Here is a 14,751-nt window from a genome sequence, read left to right on the forward strand (position 1 = left end):
GCTACACTTAGCATTTTACTGAAATCAAGCCCGAGTTCGGCAGGCAACATAGCATTAGCCTCTGCAACAAGCTAAGATTCGAGTGCGCGTTATGAGGCTGTCGGTGGTAGGATAATTCTCCGAGCTAACCCCATTTGCTTCAAAAGCAGAATTGTCCACCAGGTCAGATCGATTTCCCACCACTTCCAACCCGCTTTTGCCACGTTGGGATAGGCATGATGGTTGTTGTGCCAGCCTTCCCCGTAGGTGAGAATTGCTGCCCACCACAGGTTACGAGAATTATCATCGGAGTCATGGCTGCGGTAGCCAGTGATATGACTTGCAGAGTTGATCAGCCAAGTACTGTGCCAGAGCAAGACTGCTCTTACGAATAGTCCATAGATAACGAATGACCAACCCCCAAGCAGGTATAGTCCAACTCCGAGTGGGATTTGCAGCAACAGATAGTAGCGATCGAGCCAACGGTAGAACCCATCTTTTGCTAAATCCGGTGCAAATTTCCGGTTGGATTCATACTCAAAAAATTCTGGACGTTTGTACAGTAGCCAACCCATATGGCTCCACCAGAAACCCCGTTTTGCAGAGTAGGGATCTTTGTCAATATCTTCGGTGTATGCGTGATGTCTGCGATGTCCTGCGACCCAAAAGAGCGGACCACCTTGCAACGCTAGCGAACCGATCAGGGCGATCGCGTATTCCAATCCCTTCGGCACTTGCAAACTACGATGAGTCAGTAATCGATGATACCCCAAGCAAATGCCAATACTGCCAAATAACCAATGGAGGAAGATTGCTACTCCCAGAGCCGACCAGGAGAAAAACCAGGGTGCTAATAAAGCTATAGCATGAACTGCCGCAAAAAACGTTATGCTCGTCCAATTCGGTACGAGCGGCTGACCGTTCTCGCGGTCAGTTCCAACCATATTCGTCATGAAAACCTTACTTATTACTTATGTTTCTCATCCTAGCCAAGTGTTTTATCGCTCGTATCCGCCTAGAGTTTGAAGTAGCTGTACTGCTAAAGTAGAGAACTACAAATTATTGGAGGGTTAAGTCGAATACAAACTATCTTCACAACTTCAAGCTGTTGAGCTTGGCAATAACTATAGCAGGTCTCAGAGCTTGAGCTGGTTGGTCATTGCGATCGCTATACAGTGGTTGATAAACTGGCATTTTTTGGTAACAGTGACTACAACGCCAGTAAATTCCTGCCAAATCTATATGACGGAGCAAAATGTATGAACAACAAGGGCATGTAGACTTCCTCAATCTAGATTGCCCAGCATACACGGCTAGATTCTTTCGACTGTTTTCAGTTGTATAAGGAGTCAGTGATTGAAGAGACTTATTTAATAAAACTTGCATTTTTCTAACCTATGTTTGTTAATATTCGATTTAATTTTTATCTGGGATCGCAGCAATCTACAGCTGAATCCATAGCTCTTATCTGCACTTCTAGTTTAAAATCTCTCAATTAAGCCCTTAACTATCTCTTTTTTCGGAAGTGACTGCGATCGCAATTCTGAAGCAACAAAGCGGGCAAAGTCAGATGAGACAATTAGGAGGAATTAAAATAAAGATCGTTTGAATCTCGCGGTAGTAGAAACCTACTCGCAACAGTACGCATGTCCCATTTTTTTCTGCACTGCTGCGTTCTTGTAGATTAAGCAGCTAGAGAAACCAAAAAGCAATTGCTTCCCGCTGGAAATCTTTTCTACAAGCGGCTCAACGAAACGTCTTTTAACTCAATCCTAGCTCTATTCACTGTGAGGATACGACCCATCCATTCAATGCCTCTCAGCATCTGAACTGCCGATATTTCTTCGGCACATGTTTCCATTTCTACTACAGCAAATCCTCTGTTCTTGCCAGTTTTATGATTTGTAGGTATATGAACCTGTTTCACAGTTCCATACTCTAAAAATATCCGCTTGAGGTCGTCTTCTTCAACCTCAGAAGATAGATTTTCTATATAAATTGACATGCAATAACCCCCAAACCTATTAGGTGTAGAGCTTTAGATTCGGGAAGATGTCTATGGCAGAGTGTCTAATGCTTAGTCACGTAGCCGAAAATAATTCTCGTTAATTTAATCTTAGCATAAAATGCTCGATCGCGCTTAAAGAACTAATTCTTGAGCAGCTTTTTCAGTAGCTTTTTAACTTCCTCAACCTCGCGTTTAACAATCAATACAAAGCTTCTACCTTTTGTCGAAAGGCAATTAAAGCGTGCTTGCCATGATGCTCTTTAAGTGCCAAGAAAATAGTATCTGAGACTTCTGGCGACACAATTGTCTTGATTTCAATATTAGTGTTGTAGCCTGCCATGTCTCCCAAGCGTCTGCCGTGACCACCCTCACCCTGCACTTGAATAATAGTGTAGCCACTAACATTGTGGCTTTTCAGTAATTGGACAATGCTATCTTTGAGTACTGTTTCACCGATAATAGTAACTAGGACGGCAGATTGGGTTGGGGTGGCTTCGGGTGACATATAAAACTCCACTTTAGTATTAGGTTCTACTCTGGGTCATTTAACCAATTTTATCCGACCAGACCGACCAAAGCTTAAATTGCTCGGCAGAATTCGATCGGAGTTATGTTACATAGACCTAAAATACTTAAATCGATAGCCCTTGCTCTACTGCATAGCACCGATTAAGTAGTCGAAATAAGCACCAACTTCGCCAGCGTCTTCTCCAGACATCATCGTGCTAGTGACATTCTTCATGGCTCGGACGCTCTCGACGACAGCTTCGATAGGAGTCCCCAGAGATCTGTACATTTGGCGGACACCAATCACCCCAATTTCTTCAATTGGCGTAGCATCACCAGCCACAATAGCGTATGTAATCAAACGTAGATAGTAATCCATGTCCCGCAAGCAGGTTGCAGTCATTTCCCGACCGTAAGCATTTCCCCCAGGAGAAACGATGTCCGGTCGCCTTTGGAACAGTTGACTTCCAGCTTGTTTGATAATGCCTTCTCGATTAGCTGTCAGCGCTTGAGCAAGGCGCAGCCGGCGATCGCCACTCTGGGCTAAGATCTTAATCTGCTCCAATTCGCCAGGGGTAGGATAGCGAGTTTCTGCGTCTGCGTTAACAATCAACTTCTTGACAATACTCATGAATGGATTCCTTTAAAGAAATGAGAGCGAATTTATTCAAACCATCACGATTCAATGTAAATATTAGGTCTATACTTTTTGTTGACTTAAACCTAATAGGGCGATCGCTTCTTTCTATTCAGTGCATTTTATTTCCTATTTTGAAATCTGAATATCTGACTAAATTCGGTTTACACCAAGGAGCGAAAAATCTCTAGTAAGGAGTTGCAGGCTTCAGAACGCGGTATGGCTGCCCTGAAGTACTAACCACATAAGGATGACAGCTTGAACCTGACTCAGCAAGTCGTGTAGTTTCTCACCCTCGCGAAAAACGAAGTATGAATCCCTTCGGCTTGATATCCCGATCTGGGTAGTCCTTTAAGTCAGTCCAAGAGTGTATATGAGGATATCAGCTCTATCTATTGATGTTCATATAGAATATCGCTGCCGAGCCACCAATGCAGATTGTCTCGAATTTTATTTTGTAGTGATGTCTTGAGATTAGAAATAGCTCCAAGAATTAGTTAAATTTAACTGTGTATTAATTTGTTAAGCTCGAAAGGTTCATGACAGCTTATTTGTCAGTGAAGCTGACCTAGCCAACGGCAAAGGCGCGATCGCGGTCAGCATCATTACAGGGTAACTGCTAACTTATAGAAGATTCCAGAAGTGAAGAAAGCCTTGACTAGAAAATACTTCAATTAAGATGACAGACAAAAAACCAATCATTGCTAAACGACCGTTCCAAATTTCAGATTGGGGGGTAAATCCCCAAAGCCAAGCATTGCGATCTTTAAGCGAAGAAGAAGTAAGATTTGTGTTAGCAGACATAGTTAATACTCCAATTTTTGTTAGCGATTTGCTCGGTGATGTAAAGTCATTACTATTTCTTGGTTTTCAGCAAACCAAAATCTTGCTCTATTTGCCAATCCTTTTTCAGAATTCCTTTGTATATCATGTTCTGAATTATCATGTGCTTGTACTGCAAAATCGATAACTCTTGAGCTTGTTCGCGAGACATTTGCCTTACTCGGTCGGCGAAACTTCTGAAGCTAAATTCCTGCTCTAAAGTTAATTCGCTAGTTCGATCCATCGCTGCCTCCCGTACCCAATTTAGGGTGAAAACTGTCAGCCAATGTTGCATTAGGAGCTAGAAATCTAAATCTGAAATCAATCGACTCCTAATGTTAACGACTTGCCAAAAGCAAAGGCAGTTAACGGAATTGACGTAGCGATCGCAACAGTAAAGACATCTTGGAAAGCATTACAACATTACTCTCCAGATATGGGATACTCAGATAGAAAATCGACTCTTTAATCGGATAGATATCGCACGTACCTTGGCGATTAGAGGCACACAGAGCTATTTCTCCTACTTTTCACCTCGCACAATCAATGTAACATACTATTTACATATTTAGATACTTAGAGCTGATTGTGATGTTGCTTCTACCTTTACCAACAACTCTGCATCGATCGCGTAGAAGTACGTTACACCCTGCCATTATAAGGATTACTCCCGATTGAGAACATTTCGCAGCTCAATCGGTTCCAGCATTCGGAATGGGATTTTATAATGTCGATCGACCCTTGCCAAGTAGCGGCTCGGCTCGTACAATTCCCAGAAACAATATGTTATCTTCCGGTAGAGACGCAAAATTTTGCGTCTCTCAGCCGAACTAGATATTAAAGTTGGGCGGTAAGATAACGCGATCGACAATGTGAACCACACCATTGCTAGCCGGAATATCTGCTTGGGTTACGGTAGCATCATTGACTTTCACAGAGTTAGCAGTTTGGTCAACTTGAACGTTAACATTTGCACCTTCTACCGTTTTCACGTCTCCCGATTGCAGTTGATTGGCACTCACTTGACCAGAGACGACATGGTAAAAAAGAATCTGGGCAAGCTGTTGGCGATTTTCTGGTTGTAGCAGGCGTTGTCGAGTTTCTGCGGGAAGGGCATTGAAGGCAGCATCCGAGGGTGCGAACACCGTATATGGACCCTGAAGTTCTAAGACTTCGTTAGCATCTGTTTCATCAATGACAGAAGCAAGGGTTTTTAGTGAAGGATTTGCTTGCACTACATCAACGACATGATTATCATCTGCCTCTGCTTGCCCAGCAGGAGGGGTTGTAGTTCTTGGTGTCGTGCCTGGTGTTGGCTCAATTGGGGATGTTGTAGCACCTGGAGATGGCTCAGTCGCGGTCGGAGGGTTCTGTGCTGTTTGTTGTGGTTCGCAAGCAGCGATGACTGGGAGAATCATCAAACCTGCCGCGAGTCCTGCTAATTTTTTCATCGTGTGAGTACGATTTTGAACCTTCATCCGCTCTATCCTCTGTTTTTGAAATTAAATTTTTCCGAATGTTAAATTAAGAGCGCAAATTCTCTGGAATTTTTTCTGGTACAGTCCACAAGTAAATCGTTCTGCCGTCTATCTGCTCGACTCTTTCGGGTTTCCAGTCACCCATGCCATAGTTATGAGAAACAATGCGAGTTCCTGGCTTTAGTTCTTGCAACAACTTGGGACGCAGTTTGAGATTGTTCTCTGTCAATAAATAAAGCGTCACGACTGTTGCTTCGCTCATGTCCGTTTGAAACAAGTCTTGCTGGCTAAACTGGATGCGATCGCTGACTCCTACTGTTTTTGCATTCCGCTCTGCCTCTTGAACCAGTTGAGGGTCGATCTCTATACCAATTCCCCTGGCTCCGTATCTTTGAGCAGCAGTTATGGGAATTCCTCCATCTCCGCTACCAAGGTCGTAAATCACGTCATTCTTACCGACATTTGCCAGTTTCAGCATTGCATCTACAACAGGCTGAGGTGTTGGTACGTAAGGGACATCCAGTTGCCGTTGTAGAACTCAAACGCCAGGATTGAACTCTGTTTGGGGTTCTGTACCAAATCGACGCTGTTGCTTGCATCCGACAAATAATAAGCTACCAATACTGATACTGATGGCGAGTAGCCGTAGCATCTGTCGTTGCTGCATAGTTGATTTTCCTCCTAGCGCAATCGATTTACTACAACAGAAGAACTTTACGGTTTGGCAGGGGGTACAGGTGAACGTACCTGTGCAGGAGACGTAGCGCGATCGCGCCCAGAATTGCAGTTAAGGCTAAACTGAAGAATGCTCCTTGCTTCATAGTTGCTTGCTTTCAATATCCTGCTTCTAGTTTTGAAAACAAAAATGATGACAATATGACAACTCGACAGTTCTTACAATCCTTCAAAGTTGTAACCAACACCGATCGTCAGTCCTACACTAGTACTGTCAAAGAAGCCGACATTCACACCAGCATTGGCTGTCAGTCGATCGCCAATTGGTACGTCAGCACCAGCAGTGAGCATTGGTCCTACATCGCTGTTGTCTCCTGTGGCGATCGCTAAACCACCTCCTACGTAAGGTGCGAAACTAGAGATTGCTTCTGTCGCTGCTCCTGTAGGTTGCACGGTAAAGTCATAAGTAATTGGAATCAGAAAGGTAGTATTGTCCCCAAATACGACAGCAGGACGGGCAGAGACAGCTTCGGTGAATCCAATTTTGCTGATAACTGTAAAGTTACCGATACCCAAAGCCGTGTCGCCACCGCCCAGACCGATGTTACCGCCAACTCCAACATAGCTGGAACCACCACGAGTAGCTCTACCTGGTTCAATTGCACCTGGAGTGGGCTGAGTTGGTGTAGTCTGAGTTGGTGTAGTTGCAGGTGGTTGTGTAGTTGGGGTAGTCGGTTGAGTGCTGGGATATGTCGGCTCAGTAGTAGGAGTTGTGGGTTGAGTCGTAGGATAAGTAGGGTCAACTTGAGCTACTACAGAATTTGTAGGTTCATGTCTCAGTGCAGCCGCTGAAGTTGAAACTTTCGTATTTTCTGCGTTGTTACTAGCAGTCTGAGCTTGAGCTGACAGTCCGCCTGCCAATACAGCTACGGTGGCGATCGCGATGATAGTAGAAATCTGCTGAATAGGTTTGGTGTTCACGAGCGGTCCCTCAAATGTTTCCAGAAGTAGCTAACAGTGCCATTAACTATGGCAACTGATTTGAAAATTACCTGACTTTTTGTTTAGCTATCTTTAGCATCACGAACAAAAATGATGAGAAAATGACAACAAATGATAAAGATTTCAGTTTTTAGAATATTTGATGAGCCATGAAATGAGGAGTGTGAAGCTCTAATCTTATTTTTAAGTTTTGACTTGTCTTCGCCAGAAAAAATCTCTAACACCAGATATATGTCTTTAGAGACGCGAGGGTAATTTATGTTTACTTCTCGCTCAGATTCGACCACAGTAATATTCAAGATAATTCTTTAGAACGGGTTTTAAAACTCCCTTTCTCAAGATAAAGATATAGAAAAATTTAAGTTTCGATTTCTGTCTAAAGATTGTGGTAAGCGGCTCGGAATTGAGTCTAGTAGTATACAAGTAAAAGACTTGAAGAGAACGAATATGAAACTAAAACCTTTGTTCGGTATTGCCATGACAGCGTAGCAAAGAATCTCAGCAGGAAACACCCACTGACGTTGCTGAAGAGCGTACCGTAGGGAATTGCAGTGCCAAACAGTTGTACGAACCACGCACCGAGGTAATAGCGGCTAAGCGCAAAGCGCGATTGCTCTTGGTGCGATCGCAAGAGAAGTGCGAAGTACGGGATCTTTGAGCATATTTCAGGATTCCGACGAATTAACCAACGAATTGGTTATCTTCAACGACAATTACCGGAATCGGACTCGATTCTAGTACTGCTTGGGAAACCGAACCGACTAAAACTTCATCCCAAGCTCGATGTCCCCGTTTACCGATGACAATCTCAGCCACTCCATATTCTCGCGCCACTCGAACAATAGTCTCTGGAACCGAGCCTTCTAGGGTGATGAATTGATGGCGGATATCTGCTAAAAGACGTTGGGCTTTTTCTTTGAGCAATGCCACTTTTTGAGAATCTTGCCTGCGGATGACGTGCAACACGATCGCTTCACTATCGCTCCGACGGGCAAGTTCTGCGGCTTTTGTTAGCACTTGAGCGGCTAAGGGGGAGGTATCCACGACTGCTAAGATAATAATGCGGCGAGTCACTGCTACCTTTGTCGGGTCAACCTCACCACGCTCCAGTAGTTTCGGCGCAAATGTCGGAATTGCCCAAGCTCCTAGAGGCGCAGTGACCAAAATTGACAGCGCCGCGATCGCCAGAATTGTTTCTCCTCCTTCGATCCCAGATGCTAACGGTAGTGCGCCGATTGCTGCCTGAACGGTTGCCTTAGCAGAATTACCAGGTAAGAGAAATAATCGCTCCCGCCAGTTCCAGTTGCTACCCAAGGTAGACAAGTACCAGCCAATCGCCCGTCCGATTAGGGTTCCAATTATCAGAATCAGTAGCCCTGGAAGTAAAATTTTTCCTAACACTTGCAATTGAATGCTTGCCCCTAGCAAGACAAACAAGACAATTTCCGCTACCACCCATAAACTATCAAACCCACTCCGCAATCGTCGCGCTAAAGGCGGATCGAATGCGATCGCAAAAAATCCGATTGCCATCACAGCCAAGTAGCCAGAGAAAATTGGCAATTTCTCTGCCGCTACCACGAGCAACAGAGCCAAACTTGCCGCTACCAACGTATCTTGTACCGCATTCTGCGTCCAGTTTTGCTTTGTTAGCAGAGATACCAAAAGCCGCGCCGTCAGCAGCCCTAGTACAACTCCCAGCACAATTTGGAAAATAATTTGTAACGGCAGCAGATGCAGCGCGCTTAAAGTTAAACCTCCCGGTAACTTTACACCTGCTGCACTCCCTTGGGAAAGGAATGTCAATAACAGGCTAAATACTAATAGCAGCAAAACATCTGACAGAGCGCTACCCGTCAAAATCGCATCGGGAATTCCTTTGTTTACGCCCCAACCAAGGCTTTTCAATCGCAACATTCCTGGCACGATGACAGCCGGAGACTCTGCCCCAATGATGCAACCCAGCATTAATCCAGTGAGAAAGTCAAACTGAAAAATTGTCATTGCAGCCAAAGCAACAGCTATTGCCTCACACGCCGCTGGTAAAAATCCCAATCGCAGTGCTACAGATCCCTGTCGGGCTAGCTTTTCCCGATCCAGCCCTAGCCCTGCCTTCATCAAAATCGCCATCACAGCGATCGTTCGCAGAGTGCCAGCTGCCTCCAGAACGCTAGGGCTAATTGCATTTGCCACCTGTGGACCTAAGAAAATCCCCACCAGCACCATGCCTACCAGCGCCGGAATTTTCAAGCGACGAGCAATTTGACCGCCAAAAAAGCCAAATAGCAAAATCCAGATAAAGCTCTCTAACATCGCGCAACTACGGGTTAGTTAACAGTTGAACCGTAACTCGCGTTGGAAAGTTAGATTGGCTAGCGATAGCCCTACCCTTCCGCCGCAAGCCGGAACAGTAGGAGCCATCAGCCTTCTGGTTGTCATGTCAATTTCCAGATGGCAGTTAAGGCGAGCCCCATCACCTCAGATTATTTTTACAATTGTAAAACCATCCGTGCCGTCCATAAGTATATCGAGACGATTGTGCCTCAAGCAAGTGTGGGATAAACAGCAATATCTTCCCAAGTCCAAGGTTCTGAGGTTAGGTCTGCCCTTTGAGCAGTAGTAGTACCATTACGGGAATGTACCCAAATCCAATTGAAATAGCTCAGGACAAGCCTTAAAGTAACTTTCGTCTGCTCCCAGATTTGCCCAAACTTATTTTGTCGTCGATGCCACCGCCCTGTTTGCTGCCGGATGATACCATTATGCATAACTTTACAGCTTACTACCGCTTTTTTACAAGATAAAAAAATAAGTTTCTGTCTTTTTTAGAAACTTTAATAAACATGAAAATCACAATAAAAATAACTGTCTTGGGTAAGAAGTCGCTCTGTATAAAGAGTGACTTATTTATTAAAATTAAGTAAGCGTTAAAATATTTGCTACTAAAGTATGTTGATTAGCCTGACCGCCAATTGTGACTGAAAAATGACAAACATCTAACGGCTAGTAATAGATAATATGTAATTGACAATTGCTAGTATCGTTACCAGAGTAGAGAGCGATCGCCGCTCGATTACTCAACGCCTACGTAAAAAGCTAGAAAGAACGCACCCTGAAAGACCTGAGCAAAAGTTAGGTTAATGACACGATCGCATAAGGAGAACTATCATGGTTTGGGACAAAATAGATCGCTCTACACCAGACGAGCAAAGCAACAGTTCTAAAGCCCCCCAAGGTACACCTGGAGAAAGTTCTTACCATCCACCCATCGGCAAGCCACTGACGGATTGGGAGCAACCAGATTATGACGAACTCGATCTATGCATGGAAGTCACAACATATATTTACCAATGGCAACGATCGGGGCTGGGGTAAGAAGTCAGAAGTCGATTGACACTCCTCTAATCCCTTGTCTCCTTGTCTTCGCTCCTCCATGTCTAACATGAAAAACCACTCGCGACCGCATTTAGCCCAAGGTGTACGCTTGCAGTGGGACGAGTTAAGACAACAACATTTACTTCTGATGCCAGAAGGCGCGCTGATGTTAAATTCTACGGCGGCGGCTGTATTAGAGCTGTGCGATGGTAGGCGTACCATTGGGGCGATCGCGCAGCGGTTAAAAACACAATATCGAGGCGAGACACTAGAAGATGACGTGCGCCGCTTGCTGATTCGGCTCAGCGCGCGGGGACTATTAGTCGAGCGCGATTAATCGTGTCGATGCCAAGGAGAAGAATTAATGTCAGAATTCTTACCAGTCAAGACGACGGATAGACCTTTGACTCTGATTGCAGAGTTAACCTATCGCTGTCCCCTGAGTTGTCCCTACTGCTCTAATCCACTCAACTATCACGATAAACATTATCGTCAGGAACTTGCTACTGATGATTGGCTGCGGACGATCCGGCAAGCCCGAAACTTGGGTGTATGGCAATTGGGTTTTTCTGGTGGCGAACCACTGTTGAGACAGGATTTAGAGGTTTTAGTCAAAGCAGCCGCCCAAGTTGAACTTTATACGACTTTGGTTACTGCTGGTACGTTGTTGACATTAGAACGAGCTACGCAGCTTTGTCATGCCGGACTTAACCACATCCAAATTAGCATTCAAGATAGTCGCGCTGCCCAGTCTGACTATCTTGCTGGCATTCGTTGTTTCGAGCAAAAACTCGCTGCAGCACGAATTGTCAAAGATTTGGGTTTACCACTGACGCTGAACTTTGTCTTGCATCGGCAAAACATCGAGCGCCTGGAGGAGATGTTAGAGTTATGCGAGCAATTACAAGCAGATCGGGTAGAACTGGCACAGACTCAATACTACGGTTGGGCATTGCATAATCGTGCTGCTTTACTGCCAACACCCCAACAATTAGAACGAGCAGCGCAGATTGTAGCCGTGGCTAAAAAAAGCCGCATTTGCCCGATGGGAATTTTATATGTCATTCCCGACTATTACGAAGATTATCCCAAACCCTGTATGGGTGGTTGGGGTCGTCGGGCTTTGGTTGTGGCTCCCCACGGGGATGTCATGCCTTGTCAAGCCGCCAGTTCTATTCCTGAGATAGAATTTGCTAACGTCCGCGATCGCGATTTAGATTGGATTTGGTTTGAATCGCCTGCTTTCAATCGCTTTCGGGGAACCGACTGGATGAGCGAACCATGTCGCAGTTGCGATCGCGCCCAAATTGACTTTGGTGGTTGCCGTTGCCAAGCACTACTGTTAACAAATAACGCTGCTGCAACCGATCCAGTCTGCCATTTATCACCCCATCATGACTTAGTAGTCACAGCCAGAGAAGAGGCATTAGAACAATCTCTGCCTTTGGTACATCGCTCGTCGGTTGCATCGCTCGGCGTAAAGGAGGCGTACCATAAGTAGTACCAGCCTCCCACATCAAAGCGCATAGCAAATTGTAAGCGAGTCAATAAACAGAAAGCTCTGTACGTACCATAGAGGGAGTTTTACAACGCAAAATATCCATTCCCAAAGTTGTGTTTAAATGTCGTAAATTTAGTTCAACACTCCAAGGTTCACCAGAAAGCCTGAGAACTTCAAGAGGAGAATATTTGGTTGTCTCCAATAAAGTAGTGATTAAACTCTCTCAGTGAGTGCGCAAGCCAGGCATGATAATCTAATAGTAAATTTCTCGCACACTCAAGGTGAAGGGCAAAGTCACAAAATTGACACTAATCAAACCGAAATGCTCTATCGGTGGTAGTTAGGATCGTTCTTATCTACAACCGGACGATCTGAAGCATCCAAATCTAGTTCTTCTCGCCGCACCGTTTCTTCGGCGTTGACCATTTCGCGATCGGTTTCCTTTCTAACTCTTACTTCTTCGCGTAAAACAGCTTCCTTACGAATGTCGGGAGTTTCTTCATAGATCTCCATACGTGCAGCTTCACCTTCGCGGAAGTTGGCTTCTCCTGGAGCTGCTGGTCTACCAGCGTCATTTGGCGTGACGCGCTCGACCACGACTCGTTCTTTTTCTACTGGAACTGAAACTCTTTCTGTTTCAGTTTCAACGCGCTTGCCTACGGAAACTTCTCCGGCTTTACGACGGGTTTTATTCGCAATCAGCCTTTCTTCATACAGCTTGAGCGATTGACGATCTGGCTGGTTCATATCGTACAGATCTGGCTCTTGCTGATAGTTGTAAGTGCTGCGATCGGAATCAACTGTTTTTGCTGCTGGAGCTGTCGAACCTAATGCTGCTGATGATTCTAGGGGGCGATCGCGATAAACTCCCCGCACCCGTTCTTCGTATGCGTCATCAATTTTCAGATCGTCGCTAAACTCTGGTAAGCTTTCCGCTTGCTCTTTGGTAAAGCCGACCGCATAAACGTGTCGCTGGTTTTGGTCAATGCGAGAACGTCCCACTGGTAGCAATACCTGTTTACCAAAAATCCAAAAACCAGTGTCAACAACTAAATAACGAAAACGACCATCTTCATCGACCAAGATATTCTTGACAGTGCCGACTTTTTCATTATCTCTGTCTGAATAAACCTCGTAATCTTTGATATCGTCGCCGTCAAAAGAATCTCGATAATTAGTATCAAAGTCCTCAAGTTTGTGAAGAGCCATATTAATTCCTTCCATTTCATTTAAACTTATTAACCAGACTAAAACTTTATCTGGATAATGTATCTTGCTAGCGATAGAGATAAAATGTTTTCACTGATACAATTAATCTGCCTTTTGATGTAGCTACGTCCAATAAATGACAAGCTAACTAATAAACCAAATAGCTATCAATTTGCGATTGGATATAATTTATTGTTTCAAACTGAAGATAGAAAAAAATAAAAGCTAGGCTCTAGTAATACAGAAAATTAATCGAGTGGTTTGACGTTGCTAAGCAATAGCTGAACGCGATCGCGCCACTCAAAGCAGAGGAATTACACGCACAGGCGCGGGAGATCGTTCAGCCTGATTTCGAGCGATCGGTTTCCCTTGACACACTCTACGGACTTATCGCCATGTAAAATTCAGTTAAGCAGCGATCGCCGCAATACACTCAATCTCTACCAACACATCTTTCGGCAACCGCGATACTTGCACGCAAGCACGCGCTGGGGCATTTGTTTCATCAAAATGTTGAGCATAAACCGCATTCATCGCCGCAAAATCATTCATATCTTTTAAGAATACGGTTGTCTTCACCACATCCTGAAACTTTGCTCCTGCTGCGGCGAGAATTGCCTCTAAATTTGCCATCACTTGCTTTGTCTGGGCGGTGACATCCCCCGTACCGATAATTTCCCCACTCTGAGGATCGAGGGGAATTTGCCCAGCGACAAATATCATTTGTCCGCTAGCCGCGATCGCTTGATTATATGGTCCCACGGGTGCGGGTGCAGCATCGGTACGGATGATTTTGCGAGTCATAAGTAAGTCAAAAGTCAAAAGTTAAAAGTCAAAATGTCTGGGGCTGATGATGCCAGCTAAATGCATGACAGTCTAGATTGGCGTAAGGTTGGCTGTACTTGTAGAAGTTTGTTCGCCAAATATCACAGTAGAACAACAACTATGTTAAGTAAACCCTACTCACTCGTTAACAAGGGACGAATATTGTAATGACGGTAACGCCAATAATCGCGCAAGATGCGATCGTGATCGAAGCATAAGTTCGTAGGGACTTGCCAAGATTCAAAAATGCCAACACCCTTAGCATCATCTCCAGCTTTGGGTTCGCCTGTTGCCGTAGCAATGAATACTACGCTTAACGTATGCTGGCGCGGATCGCGGTTGGGATCGGAATAAACGTGGAACTGTTCGATTAATTCTACCTGCAAGCCAATTTCTTCTTCAGCTTCTCGACGTGCGGCTAGTTCTGCTAACTCCCCATAATCGATAAAACCGCCAGGGATCGCCCAACCGTAAGGAGGATTATGGCGCTCGATTAAGACGATCGGTCGCTGCGGTCGGTCAATTAATTCAATAATGATGTCAACTGTCGGGACGGGATTGCGGTAAGCCATAAATAATTGGTTTTGCTTCTTAGTGCAAAGCTTGTTATAATCATGAAGCCATGTCACCAGGAGAGGTGGCTGAGTGGTCGAAAGCGGCAGATTGCTAATCTGTTGATGGACTCGTAAGACCCATCCGAGGGTTCGAATCCCTCCCTCTCCGTTTTAAGAAT

At 44.9% G+C, this 14,751-nt stretch carries 17 protein-coding genes, 1 tRNA gene, 2 pseudogenes and 1 riboswitch; of the genes and pseudogenes, 4 read left to right on the forward strand and 16 right to left on the reverse strand.

What is annotated here, in order from left to right:
• Positions 1-89: 89 nt before the first annotated feature.
• The 13 genes and pseudogenes from M5J74_RS13090 to M5J74_RS13140 form a co-directional block, all read right to left on the reverse strand.
• Positions 90-932: a fatty acid desaturase gene (locus tag M5J74_RS13090; protein WP_250016917.1), complete on the reverse strand. Its 843-nt coding sequence runs from the start codon at positions 930-932 to the stop codon at positions 90-92.
• Positions 933-1,714: 782 nt separating this feature from the next.
• Complete coding sequence (locus tag M5J74_RS13095; protein ID WP_015154537.1) at positions 1,715-1,984, reverse strand: RNA-binding protein; 270 nt, start codon at positions 1,982-1,984, stop codon at positions 1,715-1,717.
• A gap of 202 nt (positions 1,985-2,186) precedes the next feature.
• On the reverse strand, positions 2,187-2,492 hold the full coding sequence (locus M5J74_RS13100) for a P-II family nitrogen regulator (RefSeq protein WP_015154538.1): 306 nt from the start codon (positions 2,490-2,492) through the stop codon (positions 2,187-2,189).
• Positions 2,493-2,639: 147 nt separating this feature from the next.
• Positions 2,640-3,125 carry an allophycocyanin subunit alpha apoprotein gene (locus M5J74_RS13105; protein WP_015154539.1) on the reverse strand — a complete coding sequence of 162 codons (486 nt, stop codon included), beginning with the start codon at positions 3,123-3,125 and terminating at the stop codon, positions 2,640-2,642.
• Positions 3,126-3,755: 630 nt separating this feature from the next.
• Positions 3,756-3,935, reverse strand: a complete 180-nt coding sequence (locus M5J74_RS13110; protein WP_015154540.1) for a chlorophyll a/b-binding protein — start codon at positions 3,933-3,935, stop codon at positions 3,756-3,758.
• 52 nt (positions 3,936-3,987) lie between these two features.
• Positions 3,988-4,197: an NblA/ycf18 family protein gene (locus M5J74_RS13115; RefSeq protein WP_041463080.1), complete on the reverse strand. Its 210-nt coding sequence runs from the start codon at positions 4,195-4,197 to the stop codon at positions 3,988-3,990.
• 586 nt (positions 4,198-4,783) lie between these two features.
• A complete protein-coding gene (locus M5J74_RS13120; protein WP_106218396.1) occupies positions 4,784-5,431 on the reverse strand; it encodes a fasciclin domain-containing protein in 648 nt (215 codons plus the stop codon).
• Positions 5,432-5,477: 46 nt separating this feature from the next.
• A pseudogene (locus M5J74_RS13125) lies at positions 5,478-5,963 on the reverse strand (cyclopropane-fatty-acyl-phospholipid synthase family protein); the annotation flags it as partial.
• 6 nt (positions 5,964-5,969) lie between these two features.
• The gene (locus tag M5J74_RS32680; RefSeq protein ID WP_256498782.1) at positions 5,970-6,098 is read right to left on the reverse strand and encodes a hypothetical protein; all 129 of its coding nucleotides are present in this window, start codon (positions 6,096-6,098) and stop codon (positions 5,970-5,972) included.
• A 31-nt stretch (positions 6,099-6,129) separates the two neighbouring features.
• Positions 6,130-6,252 (reverse strand): hypothetical protein, encoded by a 123-nt coding sequence (locus M5J74_RS32685; protein WP_256498783.1) that lies wholly within the window; start codon positions 6,250-6,252, stop codon positions 6,130-6,132.
• 73 nt (positions 6,253-6,325) lie between these two features.
• Positions 6,326-7,087 carry a hypothetical protein gene (locus M5J74_RS13130; protein WP_250016919.1) on the reverse strand — a complete coding sequence of 254 codons (762 nt, stop codon included), beginning with the start codon at positions 7,085-7,087 and terminating at the stop codon, positions 6,326-6,328.
• Positions 7,088-7,789: 702 nt separating this feature from the next.
• Positions 7,790-9,421, reverse strand: a complete 1,632-nt coding sequence (locus tag M5J74_RS13135; protein ID WP_015154544.1) for a cation:proton antiporter — start codon at positions 9,419-9,421, stop codon at positions 7,790-7,792.
• Between the two features lie 91 nt (positions 9,422-9,512).
• Positions 9,513-9,595: riboswitch (Fluoride riboswitch) on the reverse strand.
• Positions 9,596-9,651: 56 nt separating this feature from the next.
• Positions 9,652-9,870: pseudogene (locus tag M5J74_RS13140) on the reverse strand (IS1 family transposase); the annotation flags it as partial.
• A gap of 406 nt (positions 9,871-10,276) precedes the next feature.
• Between M5J74_RS13140 and pqqA the strand changes: the two are divergent.
• From pqqA to pqqE, 3 genes are read left to right on the forward strand one after another with little or no spacing between them, the layout of a single operon-like run.
• Positions 10,277-10,483 (forward strand): pyrroloquinoline quinone precursor peptide PqqA, encoded by a 207-nt coding sequence (gene pqqA, locus M5J74_RS13145; RefSeq protein WP_015154545.1) that lies wholly within the window; start codon positions 10,277-10,279, stop codon positions 10,481-10,483.
• Positions 10,484-10,541: 58 nt separating this feature from the next.
• Positions 10,542-10,820, forward strand: a complete 279-nt coding sequence (gene pqqD, locus M5J74_RS13150) for a pyrroloquinoline quinone biosynthesis peptide chaperone PqqD (RefSeq protein ID WP_015154546.1) — start codon at positions 10,542-10,544, stop codon at positions 10,818-10,820.
• Between the two features lie 27 nt (positions 10,821-10,847).
• Complete coding sequence (gene pqqE / locus M5J74_RS13155) at positions 10,848-11,984, forward strand: pyrroloquinoline quinone biosynthesis protein PqqE (protein WP_015154547.1); 1,137 nt, start codon at positions 10,848-10,850, stop codon at positions 11,982-11,984.
• Positions 11,985-12,311: 327 nt separating this feature from the next.
• Here the strand turns inward: pqqE and M5J74_RS13160 are convergent, their stop codons facing one another.
• The 3 genes from M5J74_RS13160 to M5J74_RS13170 all read right to left on the reverse strand — a co-directional run bounded on the left by M5J74_RS13160 (position 12,312) and on the right by M5J74_RS13170 (position 14,590).
• Positions 12,312-13,193, reverse strand: a complete 882-nt coding sequence (locus M5J74_RS13160) for a DUF2382 domain-containing protein (protein WP_015154548.1) — start codon at positions 13,191-13,193, stop codon at positions 12,312-12,314.
• Positions 13,194-13,601: 408 nt separating this feature from the next.
• Positions 13,602-13,997, reverse strand: a complete 396-nt coding sequence (locus M5J74_RS13165) for a RidA family protein (protein WP_250016920.1) — start codon at positions 13,995-13,997, stop codon at positions 13,602-13,604.
• 155 nt (positions 13,998-14,152) lie between these two features.
• Positions 14,153-14,590 carry an NUDIX hydrolase gene (locus M5J74_RS13170; protein ID WP_015154550.1) on the reverse strand — a complete coding sequence of 146 codons (438 nt, stop codon included), beginning with the start codon at positions 14,588-14,590 and terminating at the stop codon, positions 14,153-14,155.
• A gap of 59 nt (positions 14,591-14,649) precedes the next feature.
• On the opposite strand from M5J74_RS13170, the gene M5J74_RS13175 reads away from it, so the two are divergent.
• Positions 14,650-14,741 (forward strand) — tRNA-Ser (locus M5J74_RS13175).
• Positions 14,742-14,751 lie beyond the last annotated feature (10 nt).

Origin of the sequence: Chroococcidiopsis sp. CCNUC1 (assembly GCF_023546805.1) — a bacterium.
Classification (GTDB): Bacteria; Cyanobacteriota; Cyanobacteriia; order Cyanobacteriales; family Chroococcidiopsidaceae; genus Chroococcidiopsis; species Chroococcidiopsis thermalis.

Bases quoted from the DNA above. Each gene is read 5' to 3' on its own strand.
- M5J74_RS13095 (WP_015154537.1), bottom strand. From the start codon at position 1,984: ATGTCAATTTATATAGAAAATCTATCTTCTGAGGTTGAAGAAGACGAC.
- M5J74_RS13105 (WP_015154539.1), bottom strand. From the start codon at position 3,125: ATGAGTATTGTCAAGAAGTTGATTGTTAACGCAGACGCAGAAACTCGC.
- M5J74_RS13090 (WP_250016917.1), bottom strand. From the start codon at position 932: ATGACGAATATGGTTGGAACTGACCGCGAGAACGGTCAGCCGCTCGTA.
- M5J74_RS13100 (WP_015154538.1), bottom strand. From the start codon at position 2,492: ATGTCACCCGAAGCCACCCCAACCCAATCTGCCGTCCTAGTTACTATT.
- M5J74_RS13160 (WP_015154548.1), bottom strand. From the start codon at position 13,193: ATGGCTCTTCACAAACTTGAGGACTTTGATACTAATTATCGAGATTCT.
- M5J74_RS13110 (WP_015154540.1), bottom strand. From the start codon at position 3,935: ATGTCTGCTAACACAAATCTTACTTCTTCTTCGCTTAAAGATCGCAAT.
- M5J74_RS13135 (WP_015154544.1), bottom strand. From the start codon at position 9,421: ATGTTAGAGAGCTTTATCTGGATTTTGCTATTTGGCTTTTTTGGCGGT.
- M5J74_RS13120 (WP_106218396.1), bottom strand. From the start codon at position 5,431: ATGAAGGTTCAAAATCGTACTCACACGATGAAAAAATTAGCAGGACTC.
- pqqE (WP_015154547.1), top strand. From the start codon at position 10,848: ATGTCAGAATTCTTACCAGTCAAGACGACGGATAGACCTTTGACTCTG.
- pqqA (WP_015154545.1), top strand. From the start codon at position 10,277: ATGGTTTGGGACAAAATAGATCGCTCTACACCAGACGAGCAAAGCAAC.
- M5J74_RS13170 (WP_015154550.1), bottom strand. From the start codon at position 14,590: ATGGCTTACCGCAATCCCGTCCCGACAGTTGACATCATTATTGAATTA.
- M5J74_RS13165 (WP_250016920.1), bottom strand. From the start codon at position 13,997: ATGACTCGCAAAATCATCCGTACCGATGCTGCACCCGCACCCGTGGGA.
- M5J74_RS32685 (WP_256498783.1), bottom strand. From the start codon at position 6,252: ATGAAGCAAGGAGCATTCTTCAGTTTAGCCTTAACTGCAATTCTGGGC.
- M5J74_RS13115 (WP_041463080.1), bottom strand. From the start codon at position 4,197: ATGGATCGAACTAGCGAATTAACTTTAGAGCAGGAATTTAGCTTCAGA.
- pqqD (WP_015154546.1), top strand. From the start codon at position 10,542: ATGTCTAACATGAAAAACCACTCGCGACCGCATTTAGCCCAAGGTGTA.
- M5J74_RS32680 (WP_256498782.1), bottom strand. From the start codon at position 6,098: ATGCAGCAACGACAGATGCTACGGCTACTCGCCATCAGTATCAGTATT.